A 26740-nucleotide genomic window follows, 5' to 3' on the forward strand; every position below is an offset into this window, starting at 1 on the left:
ACTTCACAAGCGGGTGCCGCCGGGGGTGGGCGCAGCTCAGAATTGCAGCGCGGTGAAGCGCCAATCGAGCACGTTGCGGTCCTGGTCATCGACCGCATACACCACCGACCGCACCGTCAGCACGCCACCGCGACCGTCGGCGAGCGGCTCGGCCTTCTCGATGTCTACCTCGCTGTAGAGGGTGTCCCCTTCGTACACCGGCCCGGTGTGGTCGCAGGACTGCCAGCCGAGGACGGTGACAAGGTTGGGCAACAGCCGCGTCACCTGAGCCAGAGCCAGTCCGATCGTGTGGCCTCCGTAGACCAGCCGACGGTTGTTGACCCGCCAGTCGTGATGCGTCGCAGCGATGTTCAACGTCAGCCGGGCCAGCTCGGGTGCGCTGCTCACCACGTCGGCGGTGCTGTGCAGCACCGCCCCCGCGAGTCCGGGATCGAAGTGGGCCCCAGGTACCTTCGCGCGGTAGGCCTCGGCGTCCCAGTCCGAGGTCGGATCGGGTACGGGCGGGGTTTCAGCGCCGATCGTCGACAGGTCGTCGGCGTGCCCCGTCTCGCAGGCACCGTCGCGCAGCGGCAGCATCGCGCAGCGGTGAAAATCGAGCACCAGGCGGCCGAGCTCGTCGACGGTCGTCATCCGCAGCGCGGCCAATCCAGTCCGCGCCCGACCCGGCTTGACGGAGTTCTCCTTGAGTCCGACCACTTCGGTGCGGGTGAACAAGGTGTCGCCGATGACGGGGAACCGATGAAAGACCAAGCCGCGGTAGAACAGATTGGCCTTCACCCGCTGGGTGACGAGGGTGGTCTGGCCGATCGCGACGTCACAGACCAGGGCGGGATGCGCCAGCGGGCCGGTCGCACCGGTGACCGCGGCCGCCAATTCGCCGTCGAGCGCCAGCCGAAGACGATCGCCCACGATCGACTGATGCACCGCGGCCGCACCCGACGTCAACGTCATCGGCGGAGCGGTGTCGAAAACCTGCCCGACGTGCAGATCGTCGAAGTACGGGCCGCTCACGGGAGCCCACTCTGGCATTGGGCCGCACAAAGTGTCAATATGGCCGTACATGAACGAGGAAGAGACGATGCTGGTCGCCACCGTGCGGACCTTCATCGACCGCGAGGTCAAACCGCGAGTGCGCGACGTCGAACACGCCAACGAATATCCCGAGGCGTGGATCGAGCAGATGAAGCAGATCGGCATCTACGGTCTGGCGATCCCCGAACAGTACGGCGGTTCGCCGGTGTCGATGCCCTGCTACGTCGAGGTGACCCAGGAGCTGTCGCGCGGCTGGATGAGCCTGGCCGGGGCGATGGGCGGACACACGGTCGTCGCCAAGCTGTTGGTGTTGTTCGGCACCGAGGAGCAGAAGCGCCGCTACCTGCCCCCGATGGCGACCGGCGAGATCCGCGCCACGATGGCGCTGACCGAGCCGGGCGGCGGGTCCGATCTGCAGAACATGTCCACGACGGCGCTGCCTTCCAAAGGCGACGGCCTGACCATCAACGGATCGAAGACCTGGATCTCCAACGCGCGGCGCTCCGGGTTGATCGCGCTGTTGTGCAAGACCGATCCGGCGGCCACTCCGCGCCACAAGGGGATCTCGGTGGTGCTCGTCGAACAGGGCATGACGGGGCTGTCGGTGTCGCGGGACCTGCCCAAGCTCGGATACAAGGGCGTCGAATCGTGCGAGCTGATCTTCGAGGATTGCCGTGTGCCCGCGTCGGCGATCCTCGGCGGCGAACCCGGCAAGGGTTTCGCCCAGATGATGAAAGGGCTTGAGACGGGCCGTATTCAGGTCGCGTCACGAGCGCTCGGCGTGGCGACGGCCGCGTTGGAGGATGCGCTTCGGTACGCACAGGAGCGCGAGAGCTTCGGGCAACCCATCTGGAAGCACCAGTCCATCGGCAACTATCTGGCCGACATGGCCACCAAGCTCACGGCCGCCCGCCAGCTGACACGGTATGCCGCCGAGCGTTACGACAGCGGCGAACGCTGCGATATGGAGGCGGGGATGGCCAAGCTGTTCGCCTCCGAGGTCGCGATGGAGATCGCGCTCAACGCGGTCCGCATCCACGGCGGTTACGGCTATTCCACGGAGTACGACGTCGAAAGGTACTTCCGCGACGCGCCGCTGATGATCGTCGGCGAGGGCACCAACGAGATCCAGCGCAACGTCATCGCCTCGCAGTTGGTGGCACGAGGCGGCCTGTAGGCGATGAGGCCCGCGCCGGCGTACCAGACCCTGCGCGACCAGTTGCGCGAGCAGATCGCGGCCGGCCGCTACCGCGACGGAGCGCGGTTGCCGACGGAGTCGGAACTCGTTGCTGCTCATGGTCTGTCGAGACAGACTGTGCGCCGCGCGTTTCAGGACCTGGTGGCCGATGGTGTCGTGTACCGGGTGCCGGGTCGCGGGACGTACGCAAGCGGTTCGGGACGGCGCTACCTGCGCCAGTTCGGGTCGATCGAGGACCTGATGAGCCTGTCCGACGACACCACGATGGAGGTGCTCGGCGGACTGCGGCGTCGCGTGGACGTCGAGGCCGCCAGCAGGCTGCGACTCGACGACGACATCGTCTACACGGTGGTGTTCCGGCGGCTGCACGGCACCGACCCCGGGGTGCCGTTCGTACTGACCACGGTGCATCTGGCGCCGACAGTGGCAGCGGCGGTGGCGAACTCGGCGGACTTGGCCGACGGAGCGGTAGGGACGCAGACCGTCATCGGACTGCTCGAGCCGCATCTGAGTGCACCGATCATCGAAGCCGCACAGTCGATCACGGTCGCACCCGCCGATGCCGAGGTGGCAGACGCCGTCCTCTGCGAACCGGGGCATCCGATGTTGCGCGTCGATCGGTTGTACTCGGACGCCGAGAGCCGGCCGGTCGAATTGTCGGTCAGCCATTTCCTGCCCGAGCAGTACACCTACCGGGTGACGTTGCGCCGCTCGGGTTGATCAGCGATTTCGGTGCGCTACCAGTCGCGCAGCGATCGTTTGTGCACCCGACTCACACGAGGGCGTCGATGAGGCCCCACCGCAGCGCCGTCGGCGGATCGATGGTTCGGCCCGACAACACCAGATACGCTGTGCGCCAACGGCCGATCCGGCGAGTGATACTCACCGTTCCGCCTGCGCCGGGGATCAGCCCGAGGCTGAGTTCCGGCAACCCGAAAACGGCGCTCGGGCTCGACTCGATGTGGCCACAGAACGCCGCCATCTCCAATCCGCTGCCGAGCACCTGACCGTGCACTCGCGCGCGGCAGCGCTTGCCGAGGCGGTCGGTCAGCTCGGCCAGCACCAGCGCGGGGCTGTAGCGGGTGCGGGCGAAGTGTGCGCTCGCGGGATCGAGGAAACTCCCGAACTCGGCGAGATCCCCACCGCTGCAGAACGACGGCCCGTTGCCGGACAGGACCACCTCGGTGACCGACGGATCGACGCGGGCCACCTCCAGCGCCTCCAGCAGCGCGCCGCGGGCGTCGGTGGAGAACGCGTTGTGCCGCCGTACCCGGTTGAACCGCACATAGACGGTGTCGTCGATACGTTCGGCCACAACGGGATCGGGGATCTTGGGGACCTGCGAGGGCCCGCGCTCGTCGAGCCAACGCGCGAACTCCGGACCAGCCTGCAGCGTGGAGTACGCCAGCGACTCGGTGATGACGCCGCCGAACGCGGGGGCGGCCGGGTCGACGGCGCGAAGGACGTCGTCACAGATGCCCGCGGCGTGCGGCCACTGGGCGCACCGCTCCGTCACTTCGGCGAGGACGTCGGCCACCGAGGCCACGGTGACGACCCGGCGGTCATCGGATTCATTTTCCGACAGGGTGAATGTGGCGCCGTCGGTTGGCGATTCGATCGCCACGACGATGCCCGATGGCAACTCGACGTGTGTCACGAGTACTTCTTGATCAGCTCCTGCTTGAGCATCTTGCCGGTCTCCGTACGTGGCAGTTGGGCCTCGAACGAGATGGACCGCGGACATTTGTAGTGCGCCAGGCGTTCACGCAGCCATTCGAGCAGTTCCTCGGCGAACTCGTCGGTCGCGTCGGCGGGCTCGACGGTCTGCACCACACCCTTGACACGCTGGCCCATCTCTTCGTCGTCAACCCCGAAAACCGCCGCGTCCAACACCTTCGGATGGGTGATCAACAGGCTCTCGGCCTCCTGCGGGTAGATGTTCACCCCGCCGGAGATGATCATGTGGTGCTTGCGGTCGGTGAGGAACATGTAGCCGTCCTCGTCGAGATAGCCCACGTCGCCGACCGTCACCCACCCGTGCTTCTCACGCGACTCGGCCGTCTTCACCGGATCGTTGTGGTAGACGAAACTCATTGGGCCCATGTCGAAATAGATCTGACCGGGCTGTCCCGGCGGCAGTTCCTCGCCGTCCTCGCCGAGCACATGCGCCTCACCCAGCAGCGGCTTACCCACCGAGCCTGGGTGGTTGAGCCAGTCCTCGGCGGTGATGAAGGTGATGCCCGCGCCCTCGGAGGAGGAGTAGTACTCATCGATGACCGGACCCCACCAGTCGATCATCTGCTTCTTGATGTCGACCGGACAGGGCGCGGCGGCATGCACGACTCGGCGGATGGACGAGAGGTCATACGAATCGCGGATTTCGGCCGGGAGTTTGAGCATTCGGACGAACATGGCGGGCACGAACTGCCCGCTGGTGACCCCGTACTTCTGGATGGCTATCAACGCCTCCTCGGGATCGAACTTCCGCATGATCACCGTGGTGGCGCCCATGGCCTGCGCGGACATCGTCCACATACACGGCGCGGTGTGATACAGCGGCGCCGGGCTGAGATACACCGAATCACTGTCCATTTGGATGGCCATCAACAGGGCGGACAGCATGTTGCCGGCCTGCGAGGGGGAGACATGGGGCAGCTCGCGCCGAATCCCCTTGGGGCGTCCGGTGGTTCCCGACGAGTACTGCAGCAGGTCACCCTCGATCTCGTCGGGGATGGGTGTTTCCGGGTGCTCGGCGACGCATTCCGGATAGCGCTGCCAGCCGTCGAGGTTGTCGTCGGCGATGAGCAGCAGCTCCGGTAGTCCGTTGGGCAGGTGCTCTTCCAGCTCCTCGCAGACCTTGAGCATCGCCTGCGATCCGATGACTGCTTTGGCGCCACTGTTGTCGACGATGTAGGCCGCTTCGGCTGCGGTCAGGTGCGTGTTGATCACGGCGTAGTACAGACCGCTGCGCCGGGCCGCCCACATGACAACGTGCAGATGTTCGTTGTTCTCCATCAGGACAGCGACGGTGTCCCCTTCCACCAGCCCCGACTGCCGGAAGTGGCGGGCCAAGCGGTTGGCGCGCGCTTCGAGCTCGCCGAACGTCACCGTGGTGCCGCTGGGATGCATGATGACGGCGGGTTTGTCGGGCGTCGCCTCGGCATGTTCGCGGATCTGCATGGGCTGACTCTACGATGCACCGAGTTGACAGGTGTCAAGTGGTCGATTCTGTCCGTTCGCACCCCGGCCGCCTTAGCATGAACCCGCAGGATATGGGGGTGCGGCGGTGACCGGATGAATGGCGGGCTCCAAGCGCTACCCTCCGGGGTTGTCACCTTCCTGTTCACCGACATCGAAGGGTCGACCCGGCGTTGGGACGCCGACGCCGATGCGATGCGGCGCGCCCTGGCCACCCACGACGACACGATGCGCCGTGCGGTGCAGGCGCACGGCGGCTGGTTGTTCAAGCACACCGGTGACGGCATCTGTGCGGCGTTCTCCTCGCCACGGCAAGCAGTGGATGCGGCCGTCGACGCGCAGCGGTCGCTGAACCTGCCGGTGCGGATGGGCATCGCGACCGGCGAAGCCGAATGTCGGGAGGGCGACTATTTCGGCGCGGTGTGCAATCGCACCGCGCGGCTGATGGCGGCCGGCCACGGCGGCCAGCTCCTGATCGACCGGATGACGGCCGATCTCGTCTCCGGGGTCGACCTCGTCGCCCTCGGCCCACGGCGCCTACGTGACATCGCCAAGCCCGTCGACGTCTTCCAGGTCGTGGCGGAAGGACTGCGGTCGGAATTCCCGCCTCTCAGAACGCTTGACACGAGCCAGGGCAACCTGCGCCCGCCGGCGACCAGCTTCGTGGGCCGGGAATCCGAAGTGGCCGAGGTGGCCACCGCGTTGAAGTCGCATCGCCTGGTGACTCTCACGGGCGTCGGCGGCGTCGGTAAGACGCGCTTGGCACAGGAAGTCGCCGCCCGCCTGCAACCGGAGTTCCCGGATGGGGTGTGGATGATCGAGCTCGGCCCGGTCACCGATCCTGCGGCGGTACCCGAGGCGGTCGCCGCGGTCCTCGGTCTCAGCCAGCAGCCGGGGCTGAGCGTCGCAGACAGCGTGGCATCCGCGTTGGAGGGACGAGTACGGCTGCTGCTGTTCGACAACTGCGAGCATGTCCTCGACGCGGCGGCCGACATCATCGGCAGGATCCTCGATGCGACGGACAGCGTCACGGTACTCGTGACGAGTCGGGAAGGCCTGCGTCTCAAGGATGAACAACTGCGGCCGGTGCCTCCCCTCGACGTCCGGTCAAGCGGCCCGACGCTGTTCGTCGAGAGAGCGTCCGCGGATTCGCCGACGGTCACGCTCGAACCCGACGCCGACGCCGTCGTCGACATCTGCCGCCGACTCGACGGAATCCCGCTCGCGATCGAACTTGCGGCGTCACGGCTGATGTCGGTGACCGTGACGGAGCTACGCGACCATCTCGACGATCGGTTCCGGGTGCTGGTGGGCTCCCGGCGCGGCCTGGAACGTCATCAGACACTGCGCGCCGCCGTGCAGTGGTCCTACGATCTGCTCGACGATGACGAGAAGGACCTCCTGACCCGATGCTCGGTATTCGCAGGGGGATTCGACCTCGACGGCGCAGCGGCCGTGGCGCACACACACGACAAATTCGCGACCTTGGACCTACTCGAGTCGCTGGTCCGCAAGTCGCTGTTGATTGCCGACCAAGCCTCGGGCCGGACGCGGTTCTCGATGCTGGAGACGATCCGGCAATTCGCCGAGGAGCAGCTGGTGAGCTCGGGCGGAGCAGACGACGCCCGCGCCGCGCACGCCCGATACTTCGCCGGTCGCAGGCGCGATCTCATAGACATCTGGGACGGACCCCGGCAACGGGAGGCGCACACCTGGCTCGACACCGAACTTCCCAACCTGCGCAGCGCCTTTCGCTGGGCCAGCGACCACGCCGACCTCGATGCCGCGATCGACATCGTCGTACTCACGAGCTTCGTCGGTTACTGGGCCGAAATCTTCGAGGCCGTTTCGTGGGCGGAGGAAGTCCTCGAGCCGGCGCGCCAGATTGACCACCCGCAGCTGGCGATGCTCTACGTCGCAGCGGCACAGTGCTCGGTAGCGGGCAGGGTCGATGACTTCCTCCGCTATTCGCGCGCCGCCCTCGCCGCGATGGAGAGCGGTCGGTACGACCCGGTGCCGGACGCAATGGACGCCACCGTACTTGCGGGTTACATGATGCGAGACGCCGGGTGGTGCGTCGAGCGCTGCCGAACACTGATCGCGTCCGGTCCCGAAAACCGGCTCTACTCAAGGCAATCACTGGTGTTCGCGCTGGCGATCTCTGGTCGCGTCGATGAGGCGATCGCCGCGACCGAAGGACTACTCGCCGACGCGGAGGCCACCGGCAACCCTCATCTACGTTCAGCCGGACTCCTGGCATACGGATTCGCCTACCGGGACGTCGATCCCGATGCCGCATACGACGCCCACCGCGCGGGCTTGTCGATAGCACAGGACACCGGCAACCGGCAGATCGCGTCGATCCACGCGCTCAGCCTCGGGCGTATCGCCACGATGCGCGGAAACCCGGTGGAGGCGTGCGGGTTTCTCGCGCAAGCCATCCGGAACTATTTCGACTCGGGCAGCTTCTACATGATGTCGGCACCTGTCTTGCTACTCGCCAGCCTGCTCGGCCGGCTCGGGCATCACGAAACCGCCGCAACGATGGCCGGCTTCGTCGACGGGTCGGATGCCAGTTCGACGTACCCCGAGATCCACGACACCGTGGTCAGTCTGACCGAGACACTGGGCCGTGAGCGATACGGGTCGCTCGCCCGTCAGGGTCGGTCCATGACCAACGCGGCGATGGCCGGCTACGCCCTCGATGCCATCGACCAAGTCCAACGGTCTGAGCGGACGCCTACAGACACTTGAGCACGCTCACCCTGCGGTGAGCGTGCTCAAAGTGTCGCTTTTGTGCGGCGCGTCGTATGCAGACACGCGCTCTCGCGCAGCGAGCTGGGGAGGCTACTCGGCCTCGAGGCGGTGCTTGAGCGCGTCGAACTCGTCCTTGATGCCGGTGGGCAGCTTCTCGCCGACGAACTCGAACCACTCCTCGATGAGCGGCAGCTCCTGGCGCCACTCGTCGACGTTGACCTCGAGCGCGGCGTCCACATCGGCGGCGTCGACATCCAGACCCGACAGGTCGAGATCCTCAGCCTTGGGCACGATGCCGATCGGCGTGGTGCGGCCGCCCGCCTTCTGCTCGATGCGGTCGATGATCCACTTCATCACGCGGCTGTTCTCACCGAAGCCCGGCCACAGGAAGCGGCCGTCGTCGCCGCGGCGGAACCAGTTGACGAAGAAGATCTTCGGCATCTTCGACTCGTCGGACTGCTTGCCGATGTCGATCCAGTGCGCGAAGTAGTCGCCGACGTTGTAGCCCAGGAACGGCAGCATGGCCATCGGGTCGCGGCGGACGGTGCCGACCTTGCCCTCGGCGGCCGCAGTCTGCTCGGAGCCGAGCGTGGCACCGATGAACACGCCGTGCTGCCAGTCGCGGGCCTGCGTCACCAGCGGGACCGTGGTCTTGCGACGGCCGCCGAACAGGATCGCCGAGATCGGCACGCCCTGCGGGTCATCCCACTCCGGCGCCAGCGTCGGGCACTGCGAGATGGGGGTGCAGTAGCGCGAGTTCGGATGCGCGGCCTTCTCCTCGGAGTCCGGGGTCCAGTCGCGGCCCTTCCAGTCGATCAGGTGCTGCGGGTCGCCCTCGAGGCCTTCCCACCACACGTCGTTGTCGTCGGTCAGCGCGACGTTGGTGAACACGGTGTTGCCGGCCTCGATGGTCTTCATCGCGTTCGGGTTGGAGTCCCAGTTGGTACCGGGCGCGACACCGAAGAAGCCGAACTCCGGGTTGACCGCGTACAGGCGGCCGTCCTTGCCGAACCGCATCCAGGCGATGTCGTCACCGACGGTCTCGGCGCGCCAACCCGGCAGCGTGGGCTGCAGCATCGCGAGGTTGGTCTTACCGCACGCCGACGGGAACGCCGCGGCGACGAAGTACGCCTTGTTCTCCGGCGAGATCAGCTTGAGGATCAGCATGTGCTCGGCGAGCCAGCCCTCGTCGTGGGCGATCGCCGAGGCGATCCGCAGCGCGTAGCACTTCTTGCCCAGCAGCGCGTTACCGCCGTAACCCGAACCGTAGCTCCAGATCTCGCGGGTCTCCGGGAAGTGGGTGATGTACTTCGTGTCGTTGCACGGCCACGGCACGTCCTTCTGCCCCGGCTCCAGCGGCGCGCCGATCGAATGCAGCGCCTTGACGAAGAAGCCGTCGTCGCCGATCTTGTCCAGCGCGGCCTTACCCATCCGGGTCATCGTGCGCATCGACACCACGACGTACTCGGAGTCGGTGATCTCGACGCCCAGCTTGGGGTCTTCGGCACCGAGCGGACCCATGCAGAACGGGATGACGTACATGGTGCGGCCACGCATGCAGCCGCGGTACAGATCGGTCATGATGCCGCGCATCTCGGCGGGGTCTTTCCAGTTGTTGGTCGGACCGGCGTCGATTTCGCGCTCAGTGCAGATGAAGGTCCGCGATTCCACGCGGGCCACGTCGGACGGGTCGGACAGCGCGAGGTATGAGTTCGGCTTCTTCTTGTCGTCGAGCCTCTTGAAGGTGCCCGCCGCCACCAACTGATCGCACAGTCGGGCGTTCTCTTCGTCAGAACCGTCGGTGAAAACCACGCGGTCGGGCTGCGTCAGCTCGGCGACCTCTTGAACCCAAGCGAGCAGACCCTTGTGCTTCGTCGGTGCGGTGTCCAAACCCGGGATGGTCGCTGCGGTCATGAAAATCTCCTGTGTCTGTTGCTGCCAGGCCCCAAGGCTCCGTATGCGCCACCCAGACAGGGACAGGCGGCGCTGCGGTCTCCCTATACCGAGGTTATCGCGGGTGGGAAGCCCGCGGTGAATCGGGAGTGTGTCCGATCACTCACAGGAACGATTCAGAAGCCTGTTTCACAGGTGTTTTACGCATCGAGCGCCGTGAGTTGACGCGTGTCAACCGTACAAATCCGCGCGAACCGCGTCGAGTGCCCGCTGCAGCGACGGCAGCCTGCGGTCACGCTCGGCGGCGGCCCGTGCGGTCTCGAGCGCGTGCTGGCGCAGTTCGGCGTCGATCGCGGCGATCCGTTCCACAGCGGTGGCGGCCTCGCGTTCGTCCCGGGCGGCCAGCTCCGATGCCAGCGCGCTCTCGGCGGCCAGCACCCGCGTCGCCACACGTTCGTCGAGCGCGGCCTTGACCGTGCCGGTGACGTCGGTGAGCCAGCGGTCCAGTACCGCCCGGTCCTGCAGCACCCCGCGGATGCCGACCACCCACACGGTCAGCACCAGCCCCACCAGACCACCGGCCACCAGACCGGCAACGGTCAGACCGGGGGCCAGGCCGGTGAACAGTCGGGTGACCGCCAGCGCCACCCCCAGACCGAAGCCGGCGCCGAGGATCATCGTCAGCTGCGTCTCCAGCCGCCGCGACGCCAACCGCGGCGGGGCGATCTCGGGGACCACCGGCGCGTCGGACACCGCCGGAGCCGTCAATCCGACCTGGGCCGCCACGTCGGCGAGCTGCGCGGTGACGCCCTGCTCGACCTCTCTGACGACCACGCCGAGACGTTCCCGCACCCGCGATTCGAAGTCCCCGAGTGCCCTGCGGCCCAGCGCGGACGCGTACTCGGCGAGTTCGGCCCGCACCGACGTGCAGCGGTTACGCGCCAGGTACCCCAACTGGACACGGGCCTGCTGGATCTGGGTGCGCAGCGCGATGCTGCGTTCGGATTTCGCGACGCGCCGATTGCGCACGATGTCGTCGCGACTCTGGTGCAGCGCCGCGACGCGGGCGCGTCGGTGGGCGCCCTCGCCGTCGGCGCGGTATTGGCTTATCACCGACTCGAGCCGAGTCTCCCACGCCCGCAGGCGGTTCCGTCGTGCCAGCTCGGGGTCGGTCAGCCGCTGCCGGAGCAGGTCCACGAGTTCGTCGACGCGCGGCTCCCCCAGATCGGGTGCGGCCGCCGCCCCCACCCACGGCACGGGGGCGTAGCGCGGCGACCGGTCGGCCAGCATCGCGCGATCAGCGGCCAGCACCTCGCGCCAGTTGCGGTGCGTGTCGATCTTCGACACCACACCGACCACCAGATCGGTATGGCGTGAGACCAAATCGATGAGCTCACAGTCGGATTCGGTCAGCGGTGAGACCGCCGACACGACGAACACCACGGCGGCGGGCGCTTCGGACTGGGCGAGATCATCCGCCTCGACAAAGGTGTGCTCGGGCATCCGATCCCGAAGCGCCGCGGCCACGCTGGTGCTGCCCGCCAGCCAGGGACCCGTCACCAGCACGACGTCGCGGGCGCGCACCGCAGGCGGGGCGAGTCCGGGCTCGATGTCGGCGACCACCGCATCGGCCGACGCGAGTTGATCGGTGCCCGTCGTCATCGCGACCGCCCGAGCAGGCGAAGCGAACCGCGGCTGATGTCGGCGGCGCAGGCCCGGTGCAACGCGTTGACGGGACCGTTGCCGTACCGCCGCCACTGGGCGGCGCGGCGCAGATGAGCGTCCGCGTCGTCGCCCCGATCGACTCGCGCGCCTGCAGCCTCGACGACGTCCACCGCCGCCGTCATCGCCGCGAGGACGGCGTCGTCGGCCGCCAGCAGGTCGCCCAACCGTGGATCGTCCGATTGCGTTGCCAGCGCGCGTAACTGGGCCACCGCGGTATGCAACTTCCGATACCGCAGCGGTGCGCCCGCCGCACCGATGTGCCCGATGACCCGGTCGAGCTGGCTGAGCTTGCGCAGGTGGTTCGGCAGCGAATCGACGCTCGCGCCCCGGTCCAGCGCGAGCACCGCGTGGGCGATGCCGAACCGGTCCAGTACGGACAGCAGCCGCTTGCGCACCTCCCGCGGCAGCGGATGGGGCGCCTCCACGAACGCGTCGGTCGACGACACGTCGGCAGGCTCGGCGAGCAGAGTCCGCAGCGCGTCGAGCAGTTCGCCGGTCAGGTTCACGTCGGCGAGCAACGCCACCATCGGCACCGTCGGCAGCCCGGTCAAGGCCCGACACCGCGCGGCCCGGTGATACGCGTGCGCCATCGGCCCCGCCCCGCCGAAGCCGGTGAGGTCGGCCTTGTTCAGGACGACGACGGCGGGCCTGCCGGACTCGTCGAGAAACGCCCGGTCCTCGGGTTTGAGGGCTTCGGCGATCACCATCACGTCGACGTCGGCGACACCGTCGGGTGAGACCCCGACCCCCGCGGCAGTCAACGCCGCGGCCACCGTCGCGCGGCCGACGCCCTCGCGACCCCGCACCGCGACCCGCGTCGGCGCGCAGAGGCGCCGAACGATCGCCGTCAGCCGCGGATCGCGGCGCTCTTCCGAGATTTGCAGCAGCGCGTCGACGAAAATCTGGTGCCCTTCCCCTTGTCGTGGGCGCGGCGACCTCACCCCGGGTCCGCCTCCGACGATCGTGACACCTCGCACGGCGTCGCGGGAGCGGCCGTGCCTGCTCCTGGGGATAGCCGCCGATACCAGCCGAAGGCAACTGTTGGGTATCAATCTGTACCACGATGCGGGTACTCCACTGTCGATGAGCGACCATGGACGAATGCATCTGCCCGGGCCCGACGTCGCCGAGGGGTCGACTTCGGGACCCGAGGCTTCCCGTCCTCCGGCCGGCCAGCAGCACCGCTACCCCCGCGTCACGAGCTTCCGCACGCGCCGTACCACGTTGTCTGCCGCGCAGCAGGCCACGTGGAATCGGCTGTGGCCCGAGATCGGCATGCAGGCGCGCGACGGCGATGTCCCCGCTCCGTTGGTGGACACCGACGCGTGGTTCGGGCGGTCGGCACCCGTGGTGGTCGAGATCGGCTGCGGGGCCGGAACCTCGACGCTGGCGATGGCCAAGGCCGAGCCTGATCTCGACGTCGTCGCGGTCGAGGTGTACCGCCGGGGACTGGCCCAACTGCTGTCCGGCATCGAACGCGAGGGGGTGCCCAACATCCGGCTCGTGCGCGGCGACGGCGTCGACGTGCTGCAGCACATGTTCGGACCCGGCTCCCTGACCGGTGTGCGGGTCTTCTTCCCTGATCCGTGGCCCAAGGCGCGCCACCACAAACGTCGGCTGCTGCAGCCGGCCACCGTGGCGTTGATCGCCGACCGGCTGCGCCCCGGCGGTGTCCTGCACGCGGCGACGGACCACGCCGGGTATGCCGAGCAGATCGCCGAGGTCGGCGACGCGGAGCCGCGGCTTCGCCGGGTGAACCCGTCCGACGCGCTTCCGATCTCCGTCGAACGACCGGTCACCAAATACGAAGGCAAGGCGCAGCACGCCGGCAGCGCCGTCGCCGAACTGCTCTGGGAGAGAACGTGATGTGGGGGTACCGCCCGCTTGCGGGTAACGCGTACGGGGAGAGCAGACGATCATGAGCCTCACCGAGGACATCGGTCAGATCGAGGATGTGGCGCCACCCGAGACCCCGGCCCCGGCCGAGGCGACGGCCCGCGTACTGCTGGTCTGGGACGCGCCGAACCTCGACATGGGGCTCGGCTCGATCCTGGGCGGCAGGCCGACGGCCGCGCACCGGCCGCGCTTCGACGCGCTGGGCCGCTGGCTGCTGACGCGCACCGCCGAGCTGTCTCACGGGCGTCCGCAGGTGTCGCTGGAGCCGGAGGCCACGGTCTTCACCAACATCGCACCCGGCAGCGCCGACGTCGTCCGGCCGTGGGTGGAGGCGCTGCGCAACGTGGGGTTCGCGGTCTTCGCCAAGCCGAAGATCGACGAGGACAGCGACGTCGACAGCGACATGCTGGACCACATCGCGCTGCGCCGCGGCGAGGGTCTGGCCGGTCTGTTGCTGGCTTCGGCCGACGGGCAGGCCTTCAAACAACCGCTGGAAGACATCGCTCGTGACGGCATCCCCGTCCAGGTGCTCGGATTTCGCGAACATGCGAGTTGGGCGCTAGCGTCGGATACCTTGGAGTTCGTCGACCTGGAGGACATCCCTGGTGTTTTCCGGGAGCCGCTACCGCGAATCGGCCTCGATTCGCTGCCCGAGCAGGGGGCATGGTTGCAGCCGTTCCGGCCGCTGTCCTCGCTATTGACCTCGCGGGTCAACAACTGAACCGCTCAGGGGTCGCCATCGACTTCGAGAGAATCGAGTAAGGAGCTTACGTGTTCGCCTGGTGGGGTCGAACGGTGTACCGATATCGATACATCGTCATCGGCGTCATGGTCGCGCTCTGCCTCGGTGGCGGCATCTTCGGGATCAGTCTCGGCAATCACGTCACCCAGAGCGGCTTCTACGACGAAGGCAGCCAGTCGGTCCACGCATCGGTGGTGGCCGACGAGGCCTTCGGTCGCGACCGGACCAGCCACGTGGTGGCCATCCTCACCCCGCCCGACGGGCAGAAGGTCGACAACCCGCAGTGGCAGCGTGACGTCGTCGGCGAACTCGACACCTTTGTCAAGGACCATCCCGACCAGGTCGTGAGCTGGGTCGGCTGGCTGCGGGCGCCCGACGCCGCGAACGCGACCGTCCAGCAGATGAAGACCAGCGATCTGTCGAAGACGTTCGTGAGCATCCCCCTGCAGGGCAACACCGACGACGAGATCCTGAAGAACTACCAGACCGTCGAATCGGACCTGCAACAGCTCAACGACGGCCGCATCGAGTTGGCCGGCCTGAACCCGCTGGCCAGTGAACTGACCGGCAGCATCGGCGAGGACCAGCGGCGCGCCGAGGTCGCGGCCATCCCGCTGGTCTGTGTGGTGCTGTTCTTCGTCTTCGGTGGCGTCGTCGCCGCGGCCTTGCCCGGCCTCATCGGCGGTCTGACGATCGCCGGCGCGCTGGGCATCATGCGCCTGCTCGCGGAGTTCATGCCGGTGCACTTCTTCGCCCAGCCGGTGGTGACGCTGATGGGCCTCGGTATCGCCGTGGACTACGGCCTCTTCATGGTGAGCCGGTTCCGTGAGGAGATCGCCGAGGGCTACGACACCGAGGCTGCGGTCCGCCGCACCGTGATGACGTCGGGCCGCACCATCATGTTCTCGGCGGTCATCCTGGTGGCGTCGTCGGTGCCGCTGCTGCTGTTCCCGCAGGGCTTCCTGAAGTCGATCACCTACGCGATCATCGCCTCGGTCATGCTGGCCGCGATCCTGTCGGTGACGGTGCTGGCCGCCGCGCTGGCCCTGCTCGGACCCAACGTCGACGCGCTCGGTGTGCGCACGCTGCTGCGGTTCACCAAGCCCTATCCGGCCCCGTCGCCCGCGGAGACCACGGACCGCACCAACCCGCTGGCGATCGCTTCGATCCCGCTCGGTGTGCTCGTACCGTTCGCCGCGATCCCCGTCGGGCACATCGCAAGAGCGCAGATCCGACGGACCTACGACAAGGGCGCCAACTACGCCCTGATCGGCCTGGTGCTTGGTTATGTCGGTTCGTTCGCGTGGATCTTCGTCGGCCTGTTCTCCGCGAAGGACACCCTCGGCACGGGAATCTTCTGGCTGTTGATGGCCATCGCCGTGTTCGTTGCGGGCACCATCCTGGTGCTGTCGGCGGCGAGCATGAGCCCGCTGGTCCGCAAGCCGACGGTGTGGTGGCTGAACTGGCTGGCGGAGAAGACCCAGAAGACCAAGACACGCGCCGAGGTCGAGAAGGGCTTCTGGGGCAAGCTGGTCAACCGGGTGATGAAGCGGCCGATCGCGTTCGCCGCACCCATCGTCATCGTGATGATCCTGATGATCATCCCGCTGGGTCAGCTCTCGCTCGGCGGCATCAGCGAGAAGTACCTGCCGCCGGACAACGCCGTGCGCCAGGCGCAGGAGGCGTTCGACAAGTCGTTCCCCGGCTTCCGCACCGAACCCCTGACGCTGGTGATCGAGAACGAGAACGGCGAACCGGTCACCGATCAGCAGGTCGCCGAGATCCGCAGCAAGGCGTTGACGATCCCCGGTTTCATCCAACCCGAGGACGACCCGACCAAGATGTGGCAGCCGCGCCCGTATCAGGACGGCGGCTCGCAAGACCCCTCGGTCCGGGTGATCCAGAACGGCCTGGTGAACCGTAACGACGCGGCGAAGAAGGTCGAGGAACTTCGCGCTATCGTGCCCCCGCGCGGGTTGTCGATCTCTGTCGGTGGCACCCCGGCGTTGGAACAGGACAGCATTCACAGCCTGTTCGACAAGCTCCCGCTGATGGTGACCATCCTCATCGTCACGACGACGATCCTGATGTTCCTGGCTTTCGGATCGGTGGTGTTGCCGATCAAGGCCGCGGTGATGAGCGCGCTCACGTTGGGTTCGACGATGGGCGTGTTGACGTGGATGTTCGTCGTGGGGCACGGCTCCGGGCTGATGAACTACACGCCGCAGCCGCTGATGGCGCCGATGATCGGGTTGATCATCGCGGTCATCTGGGGTCTGTCGACCGACTACGAGGTGTTCCTGGTGTCGCGCATGGTCGAGGCTCGGGAGCGCGGTCTGTCCACCGCAGAAGCCATCCGCGTCGGCACCGCGACCACCGGCCGGTTGATCACCGGTGCGGCGTTGGTCCTCGCGGTGGTCGCCGGCGCGTTCGTGTTCTCCGACCTGGTGATGATGAAGTACCTGGCGTTCGGGTTGCTGATCGCGCTGCTGCTCGACGCCACCATCGTTCGTATGTTCCTGGTGCCGGCCGTGATGAAGCTTCTCGGCGACGACTGCTGGTGGGCGCCGCGGTGGATGAAGCGCATCCAGGAGCGCCTCGGCCTCGGCGAGACCGAGCTGCCCGACGAACGGAAGCGTCCCGCGGTGCGCGAGACCGTCGAGGACCCCGAGGCGTTGGTCGGTGCCGGCGCACCGCTGCCGCCTCGGCCGCGCCCGCCGCACGATCCGACGCACCCCGCCGTCTCGGGCCTGCGTCCCGGCGCGACCCGCGCGGCGCCGCAGCGGGTCCCCTCGGCCACCGGCACGACACGCATCCCCAGCACGACCACGCCGCCCGCCGCACCGGCGGACGAACCGCAGACCACACGGTTGTCGATCGCCAAGAACGCCGTGCGCAACGCGGTGAGCAACGCCGCCGCGACGGCGCGACAGGCCGCCCGACCACCGGCACCGCCCGCCCCCCCCCCCCCCGGACGCGGCGCCGCCGGCGCGGGTGGGGGCCGCCCGCCGCGGGAGGAACGCGAAATCGAGTCGTGGCTGGGCGAACTGCGCGGCACCGGCGCACCGCCCGCGCCGTCGGCGCCCGCCCCGCAACGGCCGTCGGCCGAACCCACCAGGGCGATGCCGACCGCGCCGGAAGGCAGGGGGCAACGCCCGCGAGTGGCGCCTCCCACGCCCGGCAACGAGCCGACCACGGCGATCCCGACACCCCGGTCACAACCGACCGAAACTGCGCGCGACCCCGAGCCGACGCAGGACCCCGACGCGACGACCGCCATCCCCACCCCGGGCAAGCAGGGCGACGACGCCGAGGCCGCGACAGAGAAGCTCAACACCCGCGAGGATGACGAGCGTCAGCGTCGCGGCGGCGTCAGCGCACAGGACCTGCTGCGGCGCGAAGGCCGACTCTAGAGAGCTTCGTCGCGAAAGTTCAGTCGACGTCGTCGCTTTCGGCCTTGACCAGCGGGCCCTCGTCGGCTTCGAGGGCTTCGGTCTCGGCGTCTGGATCTCGCGCCGTCAGCACCCGCACGGCGCTGTTGAGGAACGCCAACACCGGCACCGCCAGCAGCGCGCCCACGATTCCGGCCAGCACACCGCCGCCCGCGATCACCAGAACGATCGCGAGCGGATGAATCGACACGGCGCGGCCCATCACCAACGGCTGCAGGACGTGGCCTTCCAGCTGCTGTACCGCGATGACCAAACCGAGCGTGATCAACGCGTAGATGAAACCTTTGGCGATCAGCGCGACGACCACCGCGAGCGCACCGGCTACCACGGCGCCGACCAGCGGGATGAACGCGCCGAGGAACACCAGCGAGGCCAGCGGCAATGCCAGCGGCACACCCATGATCGCCAGGCCGGTGCCGATGCCGACGGCGTCGACGAGCGCGACGAGGAAGGTGGCCCGCACGTATCCGATCAACGAATGGAAGCCGGCCTTGCCCGCCTCACGCACCCGGTCACGAACGTGGACCGGGAAGATCTGGGTGACGAACGCGAAGATGTTGCGTCCGCCCTGCAGCAGGAAGATCAGCGTGAACAACACCAGCACGGCACCGGTCACGATCTCGGTGACCGTGCCCGCCGTCGACAGCGCGCCCGTCGTCACCCTTTCCTGATTGTTCTGAAGGGCCTCGATCGCGGCGTTTCCCGCGTTGTCGATCTGATCCCGACTCAGATGTAGGGGGCCGTCGATCAACCAGTTGCGCATACCGTCGATGCTGTGGCTGACCTGCTGGGTCAGCTCGGGAGCGCCCTCGATGAACTGGGTGACGACGAACGACATGATCCCGCCGACCACGGCGAACCCGCTGAGCAACATCAGCGCCACCGCCCCGGCCCGCGGCGCCCCACGCCGGTCGAGGAAGTCCACCGCCGGCATCAGCAGGGCCGCCAGGATCGTCGCCAGCGCGACCGGTACGACGATGATCTCCAGCCGCTTGAACACCCACAGCAGGGCGACGACGGCGGCGAGGATGACGAGCAGCCGCCACGACCAGGCTGCCCCTTTGCGAACGAGAGGTGAGACGGACTCGTCATCAACAGATGGGGCCCCAGGCATCCCGATAGCGTAACGGCCTGCCACTTGCAGCGACGGATCTCTCGAAACCGCAGCACCACGCCTTACCCTTACTCCGTGGCACACGACGCGCCTGCGAGTGCAGCCCACAGCCAAGGGCGCACCCTCCGCGGCAAGTACTGGTGGCTGCGGTGGGCCGTCCTCGCCGTAGCGGTCGTCGTGCTCAGCGTCGAACTCGGACTGGTGTGGGATCAGCTCGCCAAGGCCTGGCACAGCCTCTACACCGCACAGTGGTGGTGGGTGCTGGCGGCGGTGGGCACCGCGCTGGCGTCGATGCACTTCTTCGGCGACATCCAACGCAAGCTGTTGCGATCCGCGGGCGTGCCTGTGCGGCAATGGCGTTCGCAGGCCGCGTTCTACGCGGGCAACTCCCTGAGCACGACGCTTCCCGGCGGACCGGTGCTGTCGGCGACGTTCATCTACCGCCAGCAGCGGCTCTGGGGCGCAACGCCGGTCATCGCCTCCTGGCAGCTGGTGATGTCGGGCGCACTGCAGGTGATCAGCCTGGCGTTGCTGGGCTTGGGCAGCGCGTTCTTCCTCGGCGCCAAGCACAACCCGTTCTCGCTGATCTTCACGCTGGCCGGGTTCATCATGCTGATCGTGCTGGCGCAGGCGGTGGCCTCGCGACCCGATCTGCTCGACGGCATCGGAGTGCGGGTGCTGTCGTGGGTGAACTACGTGCGCGCCAAACCCGCTCACAACGGGCTGACCAAATGGCGCGAGACGCTGGCTCAGCTCGAGTCGGTCAAGCTGAGCAGGCGCCAGCTCGGCGTCGCGTCCACCTGGTCGATGTTCACGCTGGTCACCGGCGTGGGCACGCTGCTGTTCGCCTGTTACGCAGCCGGCGGGCGCCCGTCGTTGCTCGGGGTCATCGTGGCCTATGTCGCCGCCCGCGCGGTCGGCTCGATTCCCCTCATGCCGGGTGGGCTGCTGGTGGTGGAGGCGGTGTTGGTGCCCGGTCTGGTGTCGAGCGGAATGACACTGGCCTCAGCGATCTCGGCGATGCTGATCTACCGGCTCATCAGCTGGATCTTCATCGCCGCGATCGGATGGGTGGTGTTCTTCTTCATGTTCCGCACCGACACCGACGTCGACCCCGACGCATGCGACCGGCCGTAGCCGTTCTCGGCGTCGCGGCGCTGATCGCCGCTTGTTCACAGGGCACCGACCCTCCCGCCGCGACACCGCCTGCCGAATCGTCGCCCGAGACCACGACGGCATCGGCGGGGCAGGGTCCGCTGCGAGGTCCCGCCCCGTCGGTGGCCACCCCGATCGTCGGCGACGCCATCAGCCAGCCCGTGCCGGTGCTCGCCACCGACGGCAGGAGACATCTGGTGTACGAGGTCAGCCTGACCAACACGCTGCCGCACCCGGTGACCCTGAAATCGATCACCGTGCTGGACCGCGACGTCGACCTGCTCGACCTCGAAGGCGACCAATTGGCGCAGTGGACCCGGATCATCGGAACTCCAAGCTCCACAACGACAATCGGTCCCGCGCAGACGGCGCTCGTCTGGCTCGACGTCGCGCTCGACGAGGACGTGCAGACTCCGAACCGGCTGACACACGCCGTCGCGCTGTCGAATCCCGACCCGCAAGACCCACTTTTTCCCGCCGACCAGACCGTTGACATCGCCCCTGTCGAAGTTCAACCTCGCGAACCCGTCGTGATCCGGCCCCCGTTGAGGGGAGCCGGTTGGGTCGACGCAGGCGGATGCTGCGGCACCAGCGCCCACCGCACGGCGCTCAACCCGATCAACGGCCGCCTATGGGCCGCAGAACGATTCGCGATCGACTACGTCCAGCTCGACCCCGACGGACGCCTGATCACCGGCGACCCGTCGAAGCCCGAGAGCTTCGCCTTCTTCGGTGCCGACATCCACGCCGTCCGTGACGGACGGGTGGTCTCGGTGCTCGACGGCCTGCCCGAGCAGGTGCCCGGCCGCAACCCGACCGGCCTACCGCTGAACCAGTACGCCGGCAACCACGTCGTACAAGACCTCGGCGACGGGAACTATGCGCTGTACGCGCATATCAAGACCGGGACCGTCGCCGTCCAACCCGGTGACCGGCTGACTGCGGGACAGGTGATCGGAAAGGTCGGCAATACCGGCAACTCCACGGCGCCACACCTGCACTTCCACGTCATGAGCTCACCGGACCCGTTGGGCTCCAACGGATTGCCGTTCGTGTTCGACGACTTCCGGCTCGATGCCAGGCTCGTCGACGACGATGATGCCACCGGCACCCTATTCGAGGGTGCATCCGCGCAGCTTGCGCCTCAAGTCGCTTCTCGTGATGAAAAGACCGCCATGCCATTGGAACTGGACGTGATGACCTATGCCGATCGATAGCTCAGAACAGACCCGGACCGCCCTGACAGCGTTGGCCACCGACGTGGCCTGCCTCATCGTGTTCGCCGCGATCGGACGGCGCAGCCACGACGAGGGCCTGAATCTCATCGGTATCGCCGAGACCGCCTGGCCGTTCGTGTCGGGCGCCCTCGCCGGCTGGGTGCTGTCGCTCGGGTGGCGACGGCCGTATTCGCTGATCCCGACGGGCGTGGCAGTGTGGGTGTGCACCATCGTGCTGGGCATGCTGTTACGCAAGCTGACGTCCGCCGGTGTGGCGCCGAGCTTCATTGTGGTCGCCTCGATCTCGACCGCCGTGCTGCTACTCGGCTGGCGCGCGGCCATTCACGTCATGATCCGCCGCTGATACCTCCAGGAGATCGCCCGCAGACCCCGAGCCTTCCCGCCGCGGCAGAAGCGGGCGACGGCGGCCCGGGGGTCAGGCGGACGCCGGCCTAGCTGTCGGCGAGCCCGTCACCGTCGGTGTCGCCGCAGCGATTCTTGATGTCGACCAGCGGCTGGCGGATCCCCGTCAGGTCGGCCTTGATCTGAGGATTGGCGTTCAGGTACTCCTGCACCTTGCCCCGAACCTCTTCGCGCGGCAGGCCCTCGAGGCTGGTGAAGAACCAGTTGACGTCCGGATGGGTGAACAGGTACGCCGACGTCGACGCCGAGACGCCGGAGGCCACACCGGCGAGATCGGCCGCGGTGCAGTTGGGCGGCTCCGCGGCAGCGAGCGGCGCCGCACCGAGGAACATCGCACCGGCGATCGCGCCGGTGCCGACCGCGCCAGCAACCGCACGACGCGCAGAACGGGCCGAGAGAAACATGGGTGAGCTCCTTCATCGGAAGTGGGGTGGCCGTAACCATGGTGGTTAGCGACGTCTACCAACTGGGACCAACGAAGAAAAGCTAAGCAGAATGTCCGCAGACTTTCTTGCCTTGCGGTCAACGAGTCGCCGAAAACTCGAAATCCGCAGGTGAAAGTGCCCGCGGCGGGCGGCTATGCGTCGCTTCGGGTCAGGGCAGGCCCGCGATGGCCGACGACGGTGCGTGCGAGTTGCCCTGGGAAACCGGTGACGCCCCATGCGGTTGGGCCGTGGCCCCCGGCGCGGTCAGCGGCGGGGTCTTCGCGGTCGGCGCCTGCGCCGGCAAACCCGTCGGAAGACCTGCGCCTTGCTGCTGCGCGGCCTGCATCAGACCCATCACCTGGGGCAGCGTGAGCGGAAGTTTGCACTTACCCGACAGGCTGGCCAGCGGCTGCTGCAGCTGCTGCAAGTCCTCGGCGACCTCGGGGTTGGCGTCGAAGTACGCCTTCAGCGCGCCCAGCGACTGCGGCCCGGCCTGCTGTTTGGAGATCGTCGTCAACGCCTGGTTGGTCTGCGGGTGCGCGTCGAGGTAGTCACCGGTCGAGGTGGCGACGTCGCCGATCGTCCTGGCGACCTCGCTGGCGGCGCACGGGTCCTTGGCGGCGGTCGCCGACGGAGCAGACGACAGGGCCGGCAACACCAGCGCGACCGACACGGCCCCGCCCGCGACAGAGGCAGCGACGACGCCGACGACGCGGCGACGCATCAGCCCGGTGGTCGTTTTCATGACAACTCCTAACGATTCGCAGACGATCTCGACCGGTCCGCAAATGCTCTCGCGATGGACGGCAATCAGTCCCCGACGCCGAAAACGGCCGAGCCACATCCTGCCACCGGTCGCCTCACCCCCGCCAATCCAGCGGGGGCAACGGACTCGATGCGCAGGGTGGCGGTAACGCCGTTCGGCTTGGTCGCGAGAACGAATTGGGACATCGTGAGGCGTTGCTGGCGGATCGCTCAGGCACTATGGGAGCAGGCCGAAGGGACCGGCACCTTACCGCAGGTTGTTGTACGCTTCGGCTACGAAACGCCGGGGAGAAAGCGGGGGATCCAATCCAGCAATTCATGTTGCGCTTGAGTAGCAAACTGCGCAGATATCGCTGGGCGGTTTTCGCCGTATGGGTGCTCCTGCTCGTCCCGTCGATCTGGCTGGCGCTCAACCAGTCGAGCCACCTCACCGGTGGCGGCTTCGAGGTCGAAGGATCCCAGTCGCTGCGCGTGCAGCGCGAACTCGAAGAGTACTTCCCCGACCAGGGCGCCTCACCGCTGGCGCTGGTCGCCGCACCGCGCGCAGATGCCTCGTACGAGGACATGAACGCCGCGGTCGCACACCTGGAACGCCTGGCCGCCGAGGTGCCCAGCGTGAAGATCGCTCCGAACCCGCAACAGCCCCCGCCGCAGCCCGATCGGCCCTACGTCATCACCCTGCAGCTGGACTTCGACAACACCGGCGCGGTCGACGTCGCCAAACAACTGCGCCAGAAGGTCGGGATCGACGGCGAGGACCCCGGCGAGATCGAGAACGGCAGGGTCAAGCTGTACGTCATCGGCCAGGGCGCTCTGGGCGCGGCCGCGACGCAGGCCACCAAACACGACATCGCCCAGGCGGAGCGGTGGAACCTGCCGATCGTCCTGATCGTCCTGCTCGCGGTGTTCGGGTCGCTGGCCGCGGCGGCCGTGCCGCTGATGCTGGGCATCTGCACCGTCGTGGTGACGATGGGGATCGTCTACCTGTTGTCGATGTTCACCACGATGTCGGTGTTCGTGACGTCGACGGTGTCGATGTTCGGCATCGCGGTGGCGATCGACTACTCGCTGTTCATCCTCATGCGATTCCGCGAGGAACTGCGCGCCGGGCGCGAGCCGGAGCAGGCCGCCGACGCCGCAATGGCCACGTCGGGGCTGGCGGTGGTGTTGTCCGGGCTGACCGTGATCGCCTCGGTGACCGGGATCTACCTCATCCAGACGCCCGTGCTCGAGTCGATGGCCACCGGCGCCATCCTCGCGGTCGCGGTCGCGGTGCTCACCTCCACGACGCTGACACCGGCCGTGCTGGCGACATTCGGGCGGTCGGCGGCGCGACGCTCGTCGTACCTGCATTGGTCGAGACGCCCCGAAGCCACCCAGTCACGCTTCTGGACGCGCTGGACCGGCTGGGTGATGCGCAGGCCGTGGCTGTCGGCGATGGCCGCCGCCGCGCTGCTGATCGCCCTGGCCGCGCCCGCGTTCTCGATGATGCTCGGTAACAGCATGCAGCGTCAGTTCGAGCCGACCCACGAGATCCGCGGCGGCGTCAACGCCGCGGCCGAGGCGCTCGGCCCCGGAGCGCTCGGCCCGGTCCGGGTGCTGGTGGCCTTCCCCGACGGCAACGCGGCATCGGCGCCCGCCAAGGAACCGCTGCTCGACGCGATTCGCCAGCGCATGGCGCAGGGCCCGAACGTGGTGTCGGTCAGCCCGCCGTCGTTCGGCGAGGACTACCGGCACGCGCTGCTGTCGGCGGTGCTGTCGGTCGACCCCGAGGACATGGGCGCGCGCGAGACGGTCGACTGGATGCGCGCGGAGTTGCCGTCGACGCCCGGCACCGAGAACGTGCAGATCGACGTCGGCGGGCCAACCGCGCTGATCAAGGACTTCGACGACCGGGTCTCCGCCACTCAGCCCCTCGTGTTCCTCTTCGTGGCGTTGATCGCATTCCTGATGCTGCTCGTCGCGATCCGCTCGGTGGTCCTGGCGCTCAAGGGCGTCCTGATGACCGTGCTGTCGGTGGCCGCCGCCTACGGCAGCCTGGTGGCGGTGTTCCAGTGGGGCTGGCTCGAAGACCTGGGCTTCGACCGGATCTCGTCGCTGGACAGCACGATCCCGCCGCTGGTCCTGGCGATGACGTTCGGCCTGTCCATGGACTACGAGATCTTCCTGCTCACCCGAATCCGTGAGCGCTTCCTGCTGACCCGCAACACGCGCGACGCGGTGGCCTACGGCGTGAGCACCAGCGCGCGAACCATCACCAGCGCCGCACTCATCATGATCGCGGTGTTCATCGGGTTCGCGTTCGCGGGCATGCCGCTGGTCGCTCAGCTGGGGGTGGCCTGCGCGGTGGCGATCGCGGTCGACGCGACGGTGGTTCGGCTCGTCCTGGTGCCGGCTCTGATGGCCATGTTCGACGAGTGGAACTGGTGGCTGCCGCACTGGCTGGCCCGCATACTGCCGTCGGTGGATTTCGAGAAGCCCCTGCCCAAGGTGGACACCCCCGATCTCATCATCATCCCCGACGACCTCTCGTCGCTGGGACCGACGGGCTCCGAGCTGCGCACTGTCGTCAAGTCGGCGGCGAAGCTGAAAACCCTTGTACCGCAAGCTGTCACGGTCGCCGACCCGTTGGCCTTCAGCGGCTGCAGCCCGGACGCGCCGACCACGAAGATGCGCAGCATCGGGCGGCTCAACGCCGGGCACCGCGGTGGCGGCGGAGGTACCGCGTTGGCCACCGCCCCGCCCCCCGTGCATCCGGTGACGATGTGGCGGGGCCGGTTGGCGGTGGCCCTGGACGCGCTGGAGACCGCATCGGAGTGCGAGCACGCCACGATGGAGCGGCGCAGCCCGATGGAAACCACCAACGTCCAACTGCCGACCGGCGACCGGCTGCAGATCCCGACGGGCGCGGAGACGCTGCGGCTGAAGGGTTACCTCATCATGTGTCGCAACACCACGCGCGACTACGCGGAATTCGCCGATCTGGTCGAGTGCATGGACACGCGCACAGCGGCGGAAGTGTTGAGCACAATGGACCGGTACTACTCTGGATCACAGTCAAGAAAGCAGTGGGTGGCGACTCAGCTGGTGCGCCGACTGGCCGACCCTGCGCCTTCGGACGAGCACGACACCCGGATGTCCGGTCCGGAGGCGGAGGCCGAGTGGGCAAAAGTTCGAGAGCGCTGCCTTTCGGTGGCGGTCGCGATGCTGGAGGAGGCGAGGTGACGGTGACTCCCGACGTCCGGGATACCCGCCGCCGAGAGGCTGTCTCCGCGGAGCAGAGCCCGAGGCCGCCCGCGACGTCGTCCGCCGACGAGCGCCCGGTCGAATTCTGGCCGACCGCGGCCATCCGCGCGGCGCTGGAGACCGATGATCTCGCCGTCTGGCAACGCATCGTCGCGGCGATCAAGCGGGACCCGTTCGGCCGTACCGCGCGTCAGGTCGAGGAGGTCCTCGAGACCGCGCGGCCATACGGCGTGTCAAAGGCGCTGGCCGAGGTTCTCACCCGCACGCGCGAACACCTGGAGGCCAACGAGCGCGCGGAGGTGGCCCGTCACATCCAAGCGCTGTTGGAGCACTCCGGGCTGGGACACCAGGAGTTCGCATCGCGGATCGGTGTGCCCCCCGAGGAGTTCGCGTCGTTCCTCAGCGGCCAGACGAGCCCGTCGGCGGCGTTGATGGTGCGGATGAAGCGGCTGTCCGAGCGGTTCGCCCGGATGCGTTCGAGCCGGCCCCACGGTTGACGGAC

20 protein-coding genes are annotated in these 26740 nt (G+C 67.9%); 11 read left to right on the forward strand and 9 right to left on the reverse strand.

The genetic code is table 11. From position 1 onward, the window contains the following. Positions 1 to 36: 36 nt before the first annotated feature. Positions 37 to 1029 carry a MaoC family dehydratase gene (locus AU192_RS23835; RefSeq protein ID WP_207544983.1) on the reverse strand — a complete coding sequence of 331 codons (993 nt, stop codon included), beginning with the start codon at positions 1027 to 1029 and terminating at the stop codon, positions 37 to 39. A 31-nt stretch (positions 1030 to 1060) separates the two neighbouring features. Between AU192_RS23835 and AU192_RS23840 the strand changes: the two genes are divergently transcribed. Both AU192_RS23840 and AU192_RS23845 read left to right on the forward strand, forming a co-directional pair. Further along, positions 1061 to 2209 (forward strand): acyl-CoA dehydrogenase family protein, encoded by a 1149-nt coding sequence (locus AU192_RS23840; RefSeq protein ID WP_064400001.1) that lies wholly within the window; start codon positions 1061 to 1063, stop codon positions 2207 to 2209. 3 nt (positions 2210 to 2212) lie between these two features. Beyond that, entirely contained in the window at positions 2213 to 2950 is a 738-nt protein-coding gene (locus tag AU192_RS23845) for a GntR family transcriptional regulator (RefSeq protein WP_064400002.1), read from the forward strand. 52 nt (positions 2951 to 3002) lie between these two features. On the opposite strand, the gene AU192_RS23850 is transcribed toward AU192_RS23845, so the two are convergent. Then, the gene (locus AU192_RS23850; protein WP_064400003.1) at positions 3003 to 3887 is read right to left on the reverse strand and encodes an enoyl-CoA hydratase/isomerase family protein; all 885 of its coding nucleotides are present in this window, start codon (positions 3885 to 3887) and stop codon (positions 3003 to 3005) included. Beyond that, on the reverse strand, positions 3884 to 5410 hold the full coding sequence (gene fadD4 / locus AU192_RS23855) for a fatty-acid--CoA ligase FadD4 (RefSeq protein ID WP_064400004.1): 1527 nt from the start codon (positions 5408 to 5410) through the stop codon (positions 3884 to 3886). Before fadD4 ends, AU192_RS23850 begins: the two co-directional genes overlap by 4 nt. A gap of 114 nt (positions 5411 to 5524) precedes the next feature. Between fadD4 and AU192_RS23860 the strand changes: the two genes are divergently transcribed. After that, on the forward strand, positions 5525 to 8182 hold the full coding sequence (locus tag AU192_RS23860) for an ATP-binding protein (RefSeq protein ID WP_064400005.1): 2658 nt from the start codon (positions 5525 to 5527) through the stop codon (positions 8180 to 8182). A 93-nt stretch (positions 8183 to 8275) separates the two neighbouring features. Here the strand turns inward: AU192_RS23860 and AU192_RS23865 are convergent, their stop codons facing one another. The 3 genes from AU192_RS23865 to AU192_RS23875 all read right to left on the reverse strand — a co-directional run bounded on the left by AU192_RS23865 (position 8276) and on the right by AU192_RS23875 (position 12744). Then, a complete protein-coding gene (locus tag AU192_RS23865) occupies positions 8276 to 10099 on the reverse strand; it encodes a phosphoenolpyruvate carboxykinase (GTP) (RefSeq protein WP_064400006.1) in 1824 nt (607 codons plus the stop codon). A 210-nt stretch (positions 10100 to 10309) separates the two neighbouring features. Continuing rightward, positions 10310 to 11740 carry a hypothetical protein gene (locus AU192_RS23870; RefSeq protein WP_064400007.1) on the reverse strand — a complete coding sequence of 477 codons (1431 nt, stop codon included), beginning with the start codon at positions 11738 to 11740 and terminating at the stop codon, positions 10310 to 10312. Further along, a complete protein-coding gene (locus tag AU192_RS23875; RefSeq protein ID WP_242657009.1) occupies positions 11737 to 12744 on the reverse strand; it encodes a P-loop NTPase family protein in 1008 nt (335 codons plus the stop codon). Before AU192_RS23875 ends, AU192_RS23870 begins: the two co-directional genes overlap by 4 nt. 142 nt (positions 12745 to 12886) lie before the next feature. Here AU192_RS23875 and trmB point away from each other — a divergent pair, with 142 nt between their 5' ends. The 3 genes from trmB to AU192_RS23890 are packed head-to-tail and all read left to right on the forward strand — an operon-like array spanning position 12887 to position 17854. Then, a complete protein-coding gene (gene trmB, locus AU192_RS23880; protein WP_064400051.1) occupies positions 12887 to 13669 on the forward strand; it encodes a tRNA (guanosine(46)-N7)-methyltransferase TrmB in 783 nt (260 codons plus the stop codon). 52 nt (positions 13670 to 13721) lie between these two features. Then, complete coding sequence (locus tag AU192_RS23885; RefSeq protein ID WP_064400008.1) at positions 13722 to 14420, forward strand: NYN domain-containing protein; 699 nt, start codon at positions 13722 to 13724, stop codon at positions 14418 to 14420. Positions 14421 to 14470: 50 nt separating this feature from the next. Then, complete coding sequence (locus AU192_RS23890; RefSeq protein ID WP_064400009.1) at positions 14471 to 17854, forward strand: MMPL family transporter; 3384 nt, start codon at positions 14471 to 14473, stop codon at positions 17852 to 17854. A 19-nt stretch (positions 17855 to 17873) separates the two neighbouring features. On the opposite strand, the gene AU192_RS23895 is transcribed toward AU192_RS23890, so the two are convergent. Next, positions 17874 to 19007 (reverse strand): AI-2E family transporter, encoded by a 1134-nt coding sequence (locus AU192_RS23895; RefSeq protein WP_064400010.1) that lies wholly within the window; start codon positions 19005 to 19007, stop codon positions 17874 to 17876. Positions 19008 to 19082: 75 nt separating this feature from the next. Here AU192_RS23895 and AU192_RS23900 point away from each other — a divergent pair, with 75 nt between their 5' ends. The 3 genes from AU192_RS23900 to AU192_RS23910 are packed head-to-tail and all read left to right on the forward strand — an operon-like array spanning position 19083 to position 21743. Next, complete coding sequence (locus AU192_RS23900; protein WP_064400011.1) at positions 19083 to 20144, forward strand: lysylphosphatidylglycerol synthase transmembrane domain-containing protein; 1062 nt, start codon at positions 19083 to 19085, stop codon at positions 20142 to 20144. Continuing rightward, positions 20129 to 21379: a M23 family metallopeptidase gene (locus tag AU192_RS23905; RefSeq protein ID WP_064400012.1), complete on the forward strand. Its 1251-nt coding sequence runs from the start codon at positions 20129 to 20131 to the stop codon at positions 21377 to 21379. The genes AU192_RS23900 and AU192_RS23905 overlap by 16 nt, the downstream gene beginning before the upstream one ends. Further along, positions 21366 to 21743: a DUF3054 domain-containing protein gene (locus tag AU192_RS23910; RefSeq protein ID WP_064400013.1), complete on the forward strand. Its 378-nt coding sequence runs from the start codon at positions 21366 to 21368 to the stop codon at positions 21741 to 21743. The genes AU192_RS23905 and AU192_RS23910 overlap by 14 nt, the downstream gene beginning before the upstream one ends. 88 nt (positions 21744 to 21831) lie before the next feature. Here the strand turns inward: AU192_RS23910 and AU192_RS23915 are convergent, their stop codons facing one another. Then, positions 21832 to 22206: a heme-binding protein gene (locus AU192_RS23915; protein WP_064400014.1), complete on the reverse strand. Its 375-nt coding sequence runs from the start codon at positions 22204 to 22206 to the stop codon at positions 21832 to 21834. Positions 22207 to 22396: 190 nt separating this feature from the next. Beyond that, positions 22397 to 22972, reverse strand: a complete 576-nt coding sequence (locus tag AU192_RS23920) for a hemophore (protein WP_064400015.1) — start codon at positions 22970 to 22972, stop codon at positions 22397 to 22399. A 338-nt stretch (positions 22973 to 23310) separates the two neighbouring features. On the opposite strand from AU192_RS23920, the gene AU192_RS23925 reads away from it, so the two are divergent. Beyond that, positions 23311 to 26217, forward strand: coding sequence for an MMPL family transporter (locus tag AU192_RS23925; protein ID WP_064400016.1), 2907 nt, complete (start codon positions 23311 to 23313; stop codon positions 26215 to 26217). Further along, the gene (locus AU192_RS23930) at positions 26214 to 26735 is read left to right on the forward strand and encodes a hypothetical protein (RefSeq protein ID WP_064400017.1); all 522 of its coding nucleotides are present in this window, start codon (positions 26214 to 26216) and stop codon (positions 26733 to 26735) included. The genes AU192_RS23925 and AU192_RS23930 overlap by 4 nt, the downstream gene beginning before the upstream one ends. Positions 26736 to 26740 lie beyond the last annotated feature (5 nt).

Origin of the sequence: Mycobacterium lehmannii, assembly GCF_001499925.1 — a bacterium.
Taxonomy (GTDB): Bacteria; Actinomycetota; Actinomycetes; order Mycobacteriales; family Mycobacteriaceae; genus Mycobacterium; species Mycobacterium lehmannii.

Coding starts and splice junctions, on each gene's coding strand:
- AU192_RS23910 (WP_064400013.1), top strand. CDS start 21,366: ATGCCGATCGATAGCTCAGAACAGACCCGGACCGCCCTGACAGCGTTG.
- AU192_RS23835 (WP_207544983.1), bottom strand. CDS start 1,029: ATGCCAGAGTGGGCTCCCGTGAGCGGCCCGTACTTCGACGATCTGCAC.
- AU192_RS23860 (WP_064400005.1), top strand. CDS start 5,525: ATGAATGGCGGGCTCCAAGCGCTACCCTCCGGGGTTGTCACCTTCCTG.
- AU192_RS23845 (WP_064400002.1), top strand. CDS start 2,213: ATGAGGCCCGCGCCGGCGTACCAGACCCTGCGCGACCAGTTGCGCGAG.
- AU192_RS23840 (WP_064400001.1), top strand. CDS start 1,061: ATGAACGAGGAAGAGACGATGCTGGTCGCCACCGTGCGGACCTTCATC.
- AU192_RS23925 (WP_064400016.1), top strand. CDS start 23,311: ATGTTGCGCTTGAGTAGCAAACTGCGCAGATATCGCTGGGCGGTTTTC.
- AU192_RS23915 (WP_064400014.1), bottom strand. CDS start 22,206: ATGTTTCTCTCGGCCCGTTCTGCGCGTCGTGCGGTTGCTGGCGCGGTC.
- AU192_RS23885 (WP_064400008.1), top strand. CDS start 13,722: ATGAGCCTCACCGAGGACATCGGTCAGATCGAGGATGTGGCGCCACCC.
- fadD4 (WP_064400004.1), bottom strand. CDS start 5,410: ATGCAGATCCGCGAACATGCCGAGGCGACGCCCGACAAACCCGCCGTC.
- AU192_RS23865 (WP_064400006.1), bottom strand. CDS start 10,099: ATGACCGCAGCGACCATCCCGGGTTTGGACACCGCACCGACGAAGCAC.
- AU192_RS23920 (WP_064400015.1), bottom strand. CDS start 22,972: ATGAAAACGACCACCGGGCTGATGCGTCGCCGCGTCGTCGGCGTCGTC.
- AU192_RS23870 (WP_064400007.1), bottom strand. CDS start 11,740: ATGACGACGGGCACCGATCAACTCGCGTCGGCCGATGCGGTGGTCGCC.
- AU192_RS23905 (WP_064400012.1), top strand. CDS start 20,129: ATGCGACCGGCCGTAGCCGTTCTCGGCGTCGCGGCGCTGATCGCCGCT.
- AU192_RS23895 (WP_064400010.1), bottom strand. CDS start 19,007: ATGCCTGGGGCCCCATCTGTTGATGACGAGTCCGTCTCACCTCTCGTT.
- trmB (WP_064400051.1), top strand. CDS start 12,887: ATGAGCGACCATGGACGAATGCATCTGCCCGGGCCCGACGTCGCCGAG.